Origin of the sequence: Bradyrhizobium paxllaeri (assembly GCF_001693515.2) — a bacterium.
GTDB lineage: Bacteria > Pseudomonadota > Alphaproteobacteria > Rhizobiales > Xanthobacteraceae > Bradyrhizobium > Bradyrhizobium paxllaeri.
The window spans coordinates 6,724,543-6,737,134 of the sequence record NZ_CP042968.1 but is presented as its reverse complement, the minus strand read 5'-3'; the positions used below and the strand labels follow the sequence as shown (position 1 = coordinate 6,737,134).

The 12,592-nt window shown below is 63.3% G+C and carries 12 protein-coding genes; 6 read left to right on the top strand and 6 right to left on the bottom strand.

The annotated features are described in order from the left end of the window. Nucleotides 1–650: 650 nt before the first annotated feature. Together LMTR21_RS32135 and LMTR21_RS32130 are read right to left on the bottom strand one after the other, a co-directional pair. Nucleotides 651–1,628: a Bug family tripartite tricarboxylate transporter substrate binding protein gene (locus tag LMTR21_RS32135; RefSeq protein WP_065753360.1), complete on the bottom strand. Its 978-nt coding sequence runs from the start codon at nucleotides 1,626–1,628 to the stop codon at nucleotides 651–653. 99 nt (nucleotides 1,629–1,727) lie between these two features. Beyond that, entirely contained in the window at nucleotides 1,728–2,666 is a 939-nt protein-coding gene (locus tag LMTR21_RS32130) for a DMT family transporter (protein WP_065753359.1), read from the bottom strand. A 101-nt stretch (nucleotides 2,667–2,767) separates the two neighbouring features. Between LMTR21_RS32130 and LMTR21_RS32125 the strand changes: the two genes are divergently transcribed. Continuing rightward, a complete protein-coding gene (locus tag LMTR21_RS32125) occupies nucleotides 2,768–3,169 on the top strand; it encodes a DUF1330 domain-containing protein (RefSeq protein WP_065753358.1) in 402 nt (133 codons plus the stop codon). A gap of 347 nt (nucleotides 3,170–3,516) precedes the next feature. After that, the gene (locus LMTR21_RS32120; protein WP_187399249.1) at nucleotides 3,517–4,320 is read left to right on the top strand and encodes a hypothetical protein; all 804 of its coding nucleotides are present in this window, start codon (nucleotides 3,517–3,519) and stop codon (nucleotides 4,318–4,320) included. A 4-nt stretch (nucleotides 4,321–4,324) separates the two neighbouring features. Here LMTR21_RS32120 and LMTR21_RS32115 read toward each other — a convergent pair whose 3' ends face one another. Further along, nucleotides 4,325–5,479 (bottom strand): alpha-hydroxy acid oxidase, encoded by a 1,155-nt coding sequence (locus LMTR21_RS32115; RefSeq protein WP_084030649.1) that lies wholly within the window; start codon nucleotides 5,477–5,479, stop codon nucleotides 4,325–4,327. A 97-nt stretch (nucleotides 5,480–5,576) separates the two neighbouring features. Beyond that, the gene (locus LMTR21_RS32110; protein ID WP_065753585.1) at nucleotides 5,577–6,395 is read right to left on the bottom strand and encodes an MlaD family protein; all 819 of its coding nucleotides are present in this window, start codon (nucleotides 6,393–6,395) and stop codon (nucleotides 5,577–5,579) included. 358 nt (nucleotides 6,396–6,753) lie between these two features. Here LMTR21_RS32110 and LMTR21_RS32105 point away from each other — a divergent pair, with 358 nt between their 5' ends. Beyond that, entirely contained in the window at nucleotides 6,754–7,164 is a 411-nt protein-coding gene (locus LMTR21_RS32105) for a hypothetical protein (protein WP_141688334.1), read from the top strand. Between the two features lie 78 nt (nucleotides 7,165–7,242). On the opposite strand, the gene LMTR21_RS32100 is transcribed toward LMTR21_RS32105, so the two are convergent. Then, nucleotides 7,243–8,172 carry a DMT family transporter gene (locus LMTR21_RS32100; RefSeq protein ID WP_065753354.1) on the bottom strand — a complete coding sequence of 310 codons (930 nt, stop codon included), beginning with the start codon at nucleotides 8,170–8,172 and terminating at the stop codon, nucleotides 7,243–7,245. Nucleotides 8,173–8,543: 371 nt separating this feature from the next. Here LMTR21_RS32100 and LMTR21_RS40400 point away from each other — a divergent pair, with 371 nt between their 5' ends. Beyond that, nucleotides 8,544–8,720: a hypothetical protein gene (locus tag LMTR21_RS40400; RefSeq protein ID WP_210250541.1), complete on the top strand. Its 177-nt coding sequence runs from the start codon at nucleotides 8,544–8,546 to the stop codon at nucleotides 8,718–8,720. Nucleotides 8,721–8,752: 32 nt separating this feature from the next. On the opposite strand, the gene ybaK is transcribed toward LMTR21_RS40400, so the two are convergent. Beyond that, entirely contained in the window at nucleotides 8,753–9,226 is a 474-nt protein-coding gene (ybaK, locus tag LMTR21_RS32095) for a Cys-tRNA(Pro) deacylase (protein WP_065753584.1), read from the bottom strand. 328 nt (nucleotides 9,227–9,554) lie between these two features. Here ybaK and LMTR21_RS32090 point away from each other — a divergent pair, with 328 nt between their 5' ends. Next, nucleotides 9,555–10,847: an adenylosuccinate synthase gene (locus LMTR21_RS32090; protein ID WP_065753352.1), complete on the top strand. Its 1,293-nt coding sequence runs from the start codon at nucleotides 9,555–9,557 to the stop codon at nucleotides 10,845–10,847. A gap of 37 nt (nucleotides 10,848–10,884) precedes the next feature. After that, nucleotides 10,885–12,513, top strand: a complete 1,629-nt coding sequence (locus LMTR21_RS32085) for a hypothetical protein (RefSeq protein ID WP_148636032.1) — start codon at nucleotides 10,885–10,887, stop codon at nucleotides 12,511–12,513. The last annotated feature ends 79 nt before the right edge of the window (nucleotides 12,514–12,592 follow it).

Sequence of the window (12,592 nt, the reverse complement as noted above, 5' to 3'; positions counted from 1 at the left end):
GAGGGATTTTATTTTTTTGTGGCAGTTTTGCATTCCGATTGACAATGCGACCAAAGAAGGTTCGCTCGCATCGGCGAACTTCAGGTAGAGCAGCGCCGTCGTGATAATCAGGCAGCGCCGCTGTCGCAAATCGTGCATCTGACCTTGCGCTGCGCGTTTGAACCGGACGCTAATTTTGACAAGCAGCGCCGGCTGATCGCCTGCGCACCGATCCCCTAACCCGTGAGTACGATGACCCGCACGGCTCCGTGTTTTTCGCCAGCCCCAACGGGACCGTGCAGCGTCTCTCGGTTCGGATGATCGTCGCGAAGTGCGTTGCGTAACGGAATGGGAATGAGGCGATGAAGTACAAAGATCGTATTAGCGAGCGCGAATATCAGGACCGTCTCGAGAGTTTGATGAAGAGCGTCCTCAACATGAAGCTGCAGCCGCTGCGGTCACTCGAGACCGCAACCAAAAAGCGGAGAGCGCAGAAGAAGCCAGCAATCGATTCCGGATTCACGAAATCAACGAAGGTGACTTCCGGCTAACGGTAAGCCAAGCGATCAACGATCTACCCCAACAGATGCGGCGCATCCCATCGTCCCGCCCCAGCGCGCAATTGCGCACAAGGCGGACGATGGGGGGCCGTTGGCCGGGGCCCGCTCCCTTTACTGCTTCTCGATCCCGGCTTCGGTGATCAGCTTCTCCCACACCTTGAGCTGCTCCTTCACGAAGGCGTCAAATTCTTCCGGCGTGCCGGAGAATGCCTCCATGCCGCGTTCGGCAAGCTGGCCCTTGATGTCGGGCCGTTCGACGACCTTGCGGATCTCCGCGTTCAGCTTCGTGACAATATCCTTCGGCATATTGGCCGGTCCGAAATAGCCCTGCCACGAGGTGATGTCGAAACCCTTCACCGTATCGTCCATGGTCGGAAGATCGGGCAGCAGTGCTGAGCGCTTCTTGGTGGTGACGGCGAGCGACTTCAGCGCCTTGGCGTTGACGTGGGGCAGGCCGGTCGGCACGTCGATGAACATCATGGAGACGCGGCCGGCGATCAGGTCGGTCAGCGCGGGCGGCGAGCTCTTGTAGGGAACGTGCAACAAGTCGATGCCGGCGAGGCGGGCAAAGGTCGCTCCCGCGACGATCGCCGCCGAGCTGCCGCTGGCATAGGTGTATTTGCCCGGCTCCTTCTTGGCGAGCGCGATCAGTTCGGCGACGGAGTTCGCGGGAATGTCCGGGTGGATCACCAGCATGAAGGGCAGGTCGCCGGTGCGCGCGATCGGCGTGAAATCCTTGACCGGATCGTAGGTCATGTTCTTCAGCAGATATGGATTGGCCGAATGCGAGGTGTTGGTGGTGACGAACAGCGTGTAGCCGTCCGGCGTCGAGCGCGCGACAAAGCTCGCCGCGATCGAACCGTTGGCGCCCGCCTTGTTCTCGATCACCATGCCGGTGCCGAGCGCGGTGCCCAGCTCCTTCGAGATGATGCGCGTCGTAGTGTCGGTGCCGCTGCCGGCGGCGAACGGCAGCACCAGCGTGATGTTGCGGTTCGGATAGGGCGCCTGCGCGGCAGCCGTGGCGATCATCGCCAGCATCAGGGGAGCCACTGCGGCGACGTGCCGGTACCGTTTCAATAACGCAAACATAAAGTCGTTTCCTCATTTGTTCTTATGTTGAATTGGCCGGCAAGCTAGCCTGCCGTGTGGCAAAGTGGAAGCCGGTAAGACGCCAGGCCGCAGGGGCTGCTAGGCTTTCTTCGCCGAAGCGCGCCGTGAGGCGATCACGACGCCGGCCAGCACCAGCGCATAGCCCACCAGGTGGAATAACCGCAACTGCTCGCCGAGGAGGAGGATCGCCATTGCCGAGCCGAACACCGGCACCAGGTGGAAGAACGGTGCGGCGCGGTTGGGGCCGATCAGCGCCAGCCCGCGGTTGAAGAACAGGTAGGCCAGCGTCGAGGGAAAGATCACGGCGTAGCCCAGCGTCGCCATCGAGATCATGTCGAACTTGAGCTTCGCTCCGGTGGAAAATTCCCAGATCGAGAACGGCACCAGCATCAGCGCGCCGCAGCAGGTGGTGAACGAGATCAGCGACAGCGCATGCGTCACCGGCCGGCGCGGGATCAGTGCCGAATACAGCCCGAACGATACCAGCGAGCTCGCAAACATCAGGTCGCCGCGGTTGAAGCTGATATTGGCGAGCGCGCCGAAATCGCCGCGCAGGATGATGGTCAGCACGCCCGCGAGCGAGATGGTGATGCCGGCAAGCTGTGCTCCCGTCAGGCGGACGCCGAACAGCGCCAGCGACCACAGCGCGACGAACAGCGGCCCGGCCGATTGGATCAGCAGCGCGTTCAGCGCCTCGGTATATTGCAGGGCCCAGTAGGAGATCGCATTGTTGTAGGCGAATCCGACCAGCGACAGAAACAGCATCATCGGCAGATGCGCCCGCAGCACCGGCCAGTCCTGCTTCAAATGCGGCCAGGCAAACGGCAGCAGGATCAGAAACGTGCCGATCCAGCGGACGCACGACAGCGTCAGTGGCGGCACGTGGCCGGCGACATGGCGCGCGAGCACGATGTTGCCGGCCCAGAACAGCGAGGTCAGGGTCAGCAGCAGATAAGGCTGGTTGGTCAGCCACCGGACGGGACGAAAGGACGGCGGCGCTGGTGCGGGCTTGGTCATGGTCGCAAGCCGGGATAGGGCCGGATTTTCTGCCACGCGACAAGTCCCGCGCATGCAATGCTACAATGTCCTGAACTGCCTGATGCCGCGAGGTGCCGTCGATGAGTGTGGATTTGTTGAACGTGAAGAGCCTGCGGGAGTTCGATCAGAACGCGCCGGTCGTGATGGTGAACCTGATGCGCTTCCGCGAACGCTCGCTTGACGGCGACGGTTCGGGCTGGGACGCTTACTTGCGGTACAGCGCGCTCACCGTTCCCATGATCAAGGCGCGCGGCGGCACGCTGCTCTGGACCGGAGACGCCAAGGCGGTCGCGCTAGGGGCGGAGGCTGGCAACCAATGGGATTATCTGGCGCTGGTGTACTATCCGACCGTTGCCGCCTTCATCGACATGATGACGTCGGCGGACTACGAGACACGCTGCGACCCGCATCGGACCAACGGCTGCGCCGAGCACGTGATCATCGCGACCAAGGAGGCGTACAGCAAGTTCTGGATTGGCTAGGAGTATCCGTCATCGCGAGCCAACGGGTCGCGCGAATGCGCGCCCGATGACAGGCTCCGCGAAGCAATCCATCGTGCGGCATGACGGATAGATGGATAGCTTCGTCGCTTTGCTCCTCGCGATGACACGGCAGGACTTTGCAAACCCTTCAAATGCGCGGAATGTCGGCGTCGTTCATGACCTTCATCCATTTGCCGGTTCCCGAAACCAAGCACCGACAGCAAATCGTTTTGAGTTCCACCGACAATGCGGGTTCCCCGGCCCGAGTGAAGTCAAGATTCCTCCGCGTTTTGGACTTCGACAGAGGGTACTTGCTAACCAGGACATCAAGAGGGGGGCATCAGCCAATGCCGACGAAAGACGGTTTTAGTCCGGGTCAGCCTTTGCCTGTCTTTCTCGCCGATGAACTTGAGGCGCAGCGTATCGTGAAAGCCTGGGACACCGCTGCTGTCTCGTCGCTGGTCCTCAAGGCGAGTATCTGGGTTGCAGCGGCGACAGCTATCGGTATCGCAGTTCTATCGGTGGGAAATCCAGTGACGCTCTTTGAAGACGTCACGGCTTCTTTTGCAGGCGTTACGGCTTCGCTGATCGACAAGCCGGCGCTCAAGCCTGACACCGATCAGTCGACGCCAACAATTCAATCGACCGCCGACACTCAAGCTTTGCCGCCGACCGCACCGGACGCGCCAACCCGCGACGAAATGGCTGTCGCCTCTGAACCCGCCGGTCAGAGTCAGGCAGAAACCGGTCAGAGTCGGGCAGAAAATAGTGAGCCGGTATCTGAAGCCCTGTTTAGGCAATTCCAGGCTTGGGCGGACGAGAGGGATGCGCAGGCACAGGCCGAACTTGCCCCGACACAGGCTGTGCAAAACTCCCTGGCACAGGTTACGGATAGTCCCCGGACAGCTTCCCGGCCTGTGCAAAGGCGCCGAAACGCCCGCGCCGTCCATAATGCGCGAGCAGAGATACGGGCCGTGCACAATTCCCGAAAAAAGCTTCGGCGAGAGCGAAGTGCACGGGTACAGGACCCCCCCGTACAAGACGCCCGAGCACAGCTACAGGGTCAGGTCGTGCAAAATGCCCAGGCGCCGGCGTTCCAGGCACCGCCCTCGCAGGGACCGTCGTTCCTGCAAACATTCGGTTTGCGTTAGGGCCCTAAAACTTCCGCACCAGATCCGGCGTGATCTCGCTGAGCTTGCGGATGCCAAGCAGCGCGAGGTCGCGGTCGATCTCGGCTTTCAGTAGCGCGATCGCGCGCTGCACGCCGGCTTCGCCGCCGGCGATCGCGGCATAGAGAAAGGGACGGCCGATCCAGACGAAATGCGCGCCGAGCGCGAGCGCCTTGATCACGTCGGTGCCGCGGCGGATGCCGCCGTCGACCATGATCGTCATGCCCTTCGCCTCAGTGGCGATCTCCGGCAGTGTGCGCAGGCCGGACATCGTGTAGTCGAGCTGGCGGCCGCCATGATTGGACAGCATCAGGCCGTCGACGCCGCTCTCGCGCGCGATCTTCGCATCGGCCGGCGAGACCAGGCCCTTGACTACGAGCTTGCCCTTCCATCGCTTGCGGATCAGCTCGACATGCTTCCAGGCAAGCTGGTCGCGGGCGCCGATATTGCGCATCAGGTTCTTGGCCAGCACCGGCGGGCCGCGCTGCGCGTCCATGTTCTCGAAATGCGGCATGCCGTGATTCATCAGCGTGCGCGCCCAGGTGCCGAACAGCCAGTGCGGATGCGTAACCGTGTCCCAGAACACGCGCGGCGTGATCGCGAGCGGCACCTGAAAGCCGTTGCGGATGTTGTTCTCGCGGTTCGGCGGCACCGGCACGTCGGCGGTGACGACGAAGGTGTCGTAGCCGGCCGCCGCCACGCGATCGACCAGCGGCTCGATCCGCTCGGGGAGCCCTGCAAGATAGGCCTGGTACCACGCCGCCTGGTTGGCGGCGCGCACATCCTCCAGCGTGATCAGCGACGAGGCGCTCAGGATCATCGGCACGTTCTCAGACTTGGCCGCCTGTGTCAGCACGATGTCGCCGCGATAGGCTGCTAGCGCCGAAGAGCCCATCGGCGGAATGCCGAACGGCGAGGCATAGGTCTTGCCGAACAGCGTGGTGGTTTGGTCGCGTCCCGAGACGTCGTTGAGCACGCGCGGCACAAAGCCGTATTCGTCGAAGGCTTTCCGGTTGTCGCGCATCGCGGCGTCGGTCTCGGCGCCACCGGAAATATAGCCGTAAAGGAATTTCGGAATCCGCCGCTGCGCGGTCCGCTCGAAATCGTCGAGCGCGAGATATTTCTGCAAAGCGCGCGGCACCGTGCTCTCGGCGCGGGTCACGGTTGCGGGCGGGGTGGTCATAGCTGTGGATTTGTCGAGCACGTCGGACGTTCCGTTGTTTTTCGTTCTTGTTTTATCATCTCGCGGGCGAGGCGGGGGGCCTGCTGCCGAACTTGCTGTTGTTGATGGACTGGCTGACCTCGCCGAGCATTTTTCGCGTGTCGGTGATCAGCGTCATGGACTTCTTGTCAAAACTTTCGATCAATTCGCGCATCGAGATCACGGTCGGCAGCAATTCGCCGCCATACTTGTCGCTGGCGAGGCCGCCGAGGAAATCCTTGGTTTTTGTCAGTGCGCCGTCGACCGCGTTGACGCCGGATTCGGCGGTCGCGATGATGGACGTGATCTTCGCGCCATCGCCTGACAGCGAGGCAGTGAACGTCTCGAAATTCCGTAAGGTATCCTTTATCGACACCTCGTTGTCGGCGATCACACGGTCGACGTTGCGCAGCGCGACGCGGATCTTTTCCTGGGTATTGAGCGTGCCTTCGCGATCGGCGGTCAGTTCGGGAATGCCGTCCGCGCCCTTGGGGGGCGGCGCGGCCTCGTCGGAGCCGCCGGTGAACGAGATTGCCGCGATTCCGGTGAGGCCCTGGAATTCGAGGCCGACCTGCGTGTCGCTCTTCACCGGCGTGTTGCCGTCGATCATGGCGAGCGCGACCACGCGGCGCGGATGGTCGAGCTTCAGCGACACCACTTCGCCGACCCGGATGCCGGCGAAATTCACGCTGCCGCCGTTGCGCAGGCCGGAAGCCGACCCTTCAAAGACGACGCGGAATGGCACCTTCTGCTTGGCGCCGGCGAGCTTCTGATAGCCGAGCCATGCGCCAAGCGACCCGCCGATCAGGGCCAGGGTCAGGGTGCCGATCATCAGGTTGCTGGCGCGTACGCGCATCGAAATGCCCAAGTGAAGCGGTCCGAGTGATATCGGATTTATGACGCCAAGTCACCGCGCCCGACCACACGGAACAAGGACGTATGCTCATGGGTCGGTTGTACCGAGCCGGGGGCGATTCCGCCGTTCCCTGAGAAACAGACAACGTGACGGTCTGCCGGCATCTGGATTGGGCCAAAACCCGACCTCGCCACGCAACCAGGGCCAGGCCGCTCTGTCGTCGCGCGCGTGAGGAAATTGTGCTGTTCAGACGGTTTCCTGAAGCGTCGCACGAGCTGGACGATATTTAATGAAACCTCTGCGTATCGCCGCGATTGGTCCCGTGGGCGACTCCGGTTTCACGGCCGCGGAGGCATGTATGAGCAGAGAACTTATCGCCCACAACAAGCCTGTGTTCGACCAGCTTCATCCCGGAATCTACGGCGCGGCGGTCGGCCTGATCGCGTGGTTCGCACTGATGGCTTGGGTCTTGTTCGATCGCTCGAGCGACGTCAGTCTATCGTTGATGTTCGTGACCGTGTTGTTCGTCGTCGCGATCGCTCTGCCTTGGACGCTGTCCCTTGTTTGGAGGAAGTTTCAGATGCCCTATGAGGGGCACCCGAAGCCGGCCTCGTTCCGCGACTGGACCGAAGGCGATCTTGCGGTCTGGGACGCGCGGCTCCGCGCCAGGGATGCGGCCATTGACGTGCTGTTGCCGCTGGTTGCGGTTTCGCTTGGCCTCACCGCGATCGGAGTTGTCTTCGTGATCGTGCGGGCGTTTGCCGCCTAGCTTCAGGGCGATGGCCGCCCATTTGCAGGCGTCCACCTGAGCTTGGAAATCGGAGATCAGCCGTTTCCGGTACGCGCTTTAAGCGTCTTGAGGCTTCCGCGACGCCACGAACACCCCGGTCAGCACCAGCGCAAAGCCGATGAAGTGGAATGCCTGCGGGTGCTCGCCGAGGAAGATAATCGACATGATGGTGCCGAACACCGGCACCACGTGGAAGAAGGGTGCTGCGCGGTTGGCGCCGATCAGTTGCACACCGCGATTGAAGCAGAGATAGGCGATCGTCGAGGGAAACAGCGCGACATAGGCGAGGGTGAGCAGGTTCGCGGTGTTGAACTGCATCAGCGGCCGCGCGAACAATTCCCAGATGAACAGCGGGATCAGGCACGCCGCGCCGGCGCCGAAGGTGAAGGCGACGAACGACAGCCCATGTATCGCCGGCCGCTTCAGCGACAGCACCGAATAAAGTCCGAAAATCGCCAGCGCCACTAGGAAGATCAGGTCGCCGCGGTTGAACTCGATATTGGAAAGCTTGGTGAGGTCGCCATGCATCAGGATGATGACCACGCCGGCCATCGACAACAGAACGCCGGCGGCTTGCGCCAGCGTCAGCCGCACCCCAAGCAGCATGAGCGACCACACCGCCACCACCAGCGGCCCGGCCGATTGCAACAGCAGCGTGTTCAGCGCCTGGGTATGTTCGAGCGCCCAGTATTGCAGCGTGTTGAACGCCCCGATGCCGGTGATCGAGAGCACGATCATGATGCCGAGCCGGCCGCGAATCGCGTTCCAGTCGCGCACCAGATGTTTCCAGGCAAAGGGCAGGATAATCAGGAACGCGAACGACCAGCGCAGGAATGAAAGCGTCACCGGCGGGATGTGGCCGGCAGCCAGCCGCCCGACGATGGCGTTGCCGGCCCAGCACAGCGCGGTGATGCTCAGCAGGAGGTATGGCTGGTTGGCGAGCCAGTTTGTTGAAGGCGCTGACGAGCTATGTTCGGTAGCCGACATTCGAGAATAGTGCCCCGGTCATGGTGCCGCGGCCCGCCCGGCTGGCGTCGCCGGGCCGGAAATGTGGCCCGGCTCTTGTCACAGACACGGATTTGTGGCGCTCATCAACGGTGCAGGATGCATCGCGACCATGCAGGGCGGTTTGCCCATTGTTTGGGGTTGCCAGCAGGCGGGTGAATATGCAATCAAAGGACGATTGATTCATACAGCCCAACCTGTGTTTGTTTTCCGGGTCGCATGCACTGAGTTATTTGGCGTTATTTGTATTGAGCGTTCGTTTCGATCGTTGGGACCACGGCTTTTGAAGGCGACTGCGACGTCGGCAGCTTCCTCTATCCGTGAGGTCGAATTTCTAGATGATGGGTCATTCCTTGAACAAGCCGATGCCGGCCGAAGAAGCCGAAGCCGAAACGCGCCACAAGTTTGCCGTACGCGCCAACTCCATTCTTGCCTTCATCGAATGCGATGAGGAGCAGCGCCCGAAACTGCGCGCGGCCATCATCGAGGCGATGCTATGGGCACAGGCGCAGCCGAAGCTCACCCAATAGGCCGGCGCGCAATGGGCCAGCGCGGAGGCCGCTCACGCCACGAGCACCCGCGCGATCGCGCCCGCAGCCTTCACGGCGTCGTTGGGATCGAGCTCGACCTGCAAGCCGCGCTGGCCGCCGTTGAGAAACACGCTTGGATGGCCGAGCGCGGCCTCTTCGATAGCGACCGGCACGCGCTTCTTCTGCCCGAACGGCGAGATGCCGCCGACATGATAGCCGGTCAGCCGTTCGGCATCCGCCGGCCGCATCATCTTCGCCGCCTTGGCGCCAAAGGCGCTCGCGAGTTTCTTCATGCTGACCTCGCAATCCGACGGCACCACCGCGCAGACCGGCTTGCCGTCGACCTCGGCCATTAGCGTCTTGAGCACGCGCGCCGCGTCGACGCCGAGCGCCTCGGCCGCCTGTAGGCCAATGCTCGCCGCGTCCGGATCGTAGTCGTAGGCATGGAGGGTGAATTTGACGCCGAGCTTTTCCAAAGCCTGCGTTGCACGGGTGGTTTTCGACATGGCCTTTCCGTCATTGCCCAATGTTAATGCGTTCGCCGCCGGGCAGTCACAAATTTTCCGGGGATATCAATGGGTTGGAGCCGTTCTAAGGGCCCCCTAAAACCGCCTTCTTGCTTGCCTAGAGCACCCGCTTCCTTTATCCGGTGGGTGCCCCGCGTGCGAACGGCCCCGGCCGTGATTTTGGCTGGGCAAGCTATAGCGTTTTCGAGCGAAGTGGATACCGGTTCGCGTGAAGAAAACGCGTCAAGACTAAAGGGCGCATGATCCGATACCGGTTTTCCGGAGAGATCATGCTGGGACCACCAGAATTGCAGGGAACACCTTAGAAATGGCCAATGTTGTCGTCGTCGGCGCCCAGTGGGGCGACGAAGGGAAGGGCAAGATCGTCGACTGGTTGTCGGAGCAGGCCGATATCGTCGTGCGCTTCCAGGGCGGCCACAATGCCGGCCATACGCTCGTCATCAACGGCGAGACCTACAAGCTGGCGCTGCTGCCCTCCGGCGTGCTGCGGCCAAGCAAGCTCGCGGTGATCGGCAATGGCGTGGTGTTCGATCCCCAGGCCTTCCTCGATGAGGTCACCAAACTGAAGGGGCAGGGCGTCGCCATCAGCCCGGACAATCTGCGCATCGCCGAGAACGTCACGCTGATCCTGCCGCTGCATCGCGAACTCGATGCCTTGCGCGAATCGTCCAACACGGGAACTGCGATCGGCACCACCCGCCGTGGCATCGGCCCGGCCTATGAGGACAAGGTCGGCCGCCGTGCGATTCGCCTGATGGACCTCGCCGATCTCGATGCGTTGCCGCACAAGATCGATCGGCTGCTGGCGCATCACAACGCGCTGCGCCGCGGCCTCAATCTCCAGGAGTTCGACGGCGCCGGCATTCTCAAAGATCTGACCGAGATGGCGCCGAAACTGCTGCCCTATGCTGAAACGGTGTGGCGGCTGCTGGATATCAAGCGCCGCGAAGGCAAACGCATCCTGTTCGAGGGCGCGCAGGGCGCGCTGCTCGACGTCGACCACGGCACCTATCCCTACGTCACCTCGTCCAACACGGTGGCGGCGCAGGCGGCGACCGGCACCGGCATGGGCCCGGGCGCGGTCGGCTATGTGCTCGGCATCTGCAAGGCCTATACGACCCGCGTCGGTCAGGGGCCGTTCCCGACCGAATTGAACAATGAGATCGGCGAGGAGATCGGCCGTCGCGGCAAGGAATTCGGCGTCAACACCGGGCGCAAGCGCCGCTGCGGCTGGTTCGATGCCGCGCTGGTGCGACAGACTGTCCGCACCTGCGGCATCACCGGTCTGGCGCTGACCAAGCTCGATATCCTCGACGGCTTCGACACCATCGAGGTCTGCACCGGCTACATGCTGGACGGCAAGGAAATCGACCACCTGCCGGCGGGCGAGGGCGCCCAGGCCCGGGTGGTGCCGGTCTACGAGACCATCGAGGGCTGGAAGGAGCCGACCGCCAATGCACGTTCTTGGGCGGATCTGCCAGCCCAGGCCATCAAATATGTTCGCCGGGTCGAGGAACTCGTGGGTTGTCCCATTGCGTTGCTTTCCACGAGCCCCGAACGCGAGGATACTATCTTGGTACAGAACCCGTTCGAGGCTTAACGGGATGTTACTTCCGGGTCTGCAGTATTGAAGAGAAATGGCTGATTATTACCCGCTGATCGCACGCGCTATTGCCGGCCTGGATCCGAATGCTCCAGGCGAGAGCCGCCGTGCGCTCTATGAGCGGGCCCGCACCGCGCTGATCGCGCAGTTGCGCAGCGTTCAGCCGCCGCTCTCCGAATCCGAAATCACGCGCGAGCGGCTGTCGCTGGAAGAGGCCGTGCGCAAGGTCGAATCGGAAGCCGCCCAGCGCGCCCGCGAGGCCTCGCGGCCGGCCGGTGGCGGTGCTGTGCGCGGCGGCGATGCCTTCCGCCGCGCCAATGCCCGCCCGCCGGAAGCAGGGGCGCCTTCTTCTCCGCCGCCGCCGGGTACGCCGCGTCCGCGGCCGCCGGGGCCCGCCCGCGAGGCCCGTCCGCCGCTTGGTCAGGACGAGCAGCGCCCGCCGCGCAATCTGCGCGCCGATGTGCCGCCGCCCGGCGCACCGCGTCCGCAGCCCCCGCAGATTCCGATGCAGGATACCGGCCTGCCGCCTCCGCCACCTCGCGAGCGCAACGGCGGTCCCCGCCGCGGCCCAGATAATGGCAGCCCGCCGCCGATGCCGCCGCAGCCGCCGGGCATGCGCGGTTTCCGCGACATCGCAGCGGACGCCGATGATCTCGGCCGCGCCGCGGCGCAAGCCAACCGCAACGCGCGGAAAACCTATGCCAACGTGCCGTCGCCCTCGCCCGAATTCGACCGGCTTGAGCCGAGCATGGAAAACCGCGGCGCCGATCCCGATGCGCCCTATTCGTACGACGAATCGCAGCAGGAGGCCGACCGCTACGCGCCGCCGCCGCAGATGCCGCCGTCGCGCGAACGCCCGCGGCTCTCGCAGGATCGCGAGCCCCCCAAGAAGCCCGCCCGCACCGGCGCGGCGTTTCCGTTCAAGAGTGCGATTGCGGTCGGCATCGTGCTCATTCTGGTCGGCGCCGGCATCCTGTGGGGCAAACAGGTCGTCTCGACCGTCAGCGGCCTGTTCAAGTCCACGACCGTTGTGGAAGCGCCGAAGGATCCGGCCGCGCCTCAGTCGCGCCCGAAGATTCCCGATCGCGTCGGCCAGCCGTCGTCGAGCGAGAACGTAGCGCCGGTGGCGCAGCGCGTCGTGCTCTATGACGAGGACCCCTCCGATCCCAAGGGCAAGCAGTATGTCGGCTCGGTGATCTGGCGCACCGAACCGATCAAGGCGTCGGGCAACCAGAAGCCTGATATCGCTGTGCGCGCCGACATCGAAATCCCGGACCGCAAGTTCAAGATGACGATGTCGTTCCGCCGCAACACCGATTCCTCGCTGCCGGCGAGCCACACCGCGGAACTGACCTTCATCCTGCCGCAGGATTTTACAGGCGGCGGCGTCGGCAACGTGCCGGGCATTCTGATGAAGTCCAACGAGCAGGCGCGCGGCACGCCGCTCGCAGGCCTCGCCGTGAAGGTCACGGACGGCTTCTTCCTAGTCGGCCTCTCCAACGTCGATTCCGACCGCGCCCGCAATCTGCAGCTCCTGAAGGAGCGCTCCTGGTTCGACGTGCCGCTGGTCTACGTCAACCAGCGCCGCGCCATCATCGCGATCGAAAAGGGTGCTCCCGGCGAGCGTGCGTTCAACGACGCGTTCGCGACGTGGGGGGAGTAACCTGGGGGAGTGAGAGGCGCTCTCAAGCCTGGGCTGATCGAAATCGGCCGCCGCGCGACTTGACGTAATGGTCCAACAA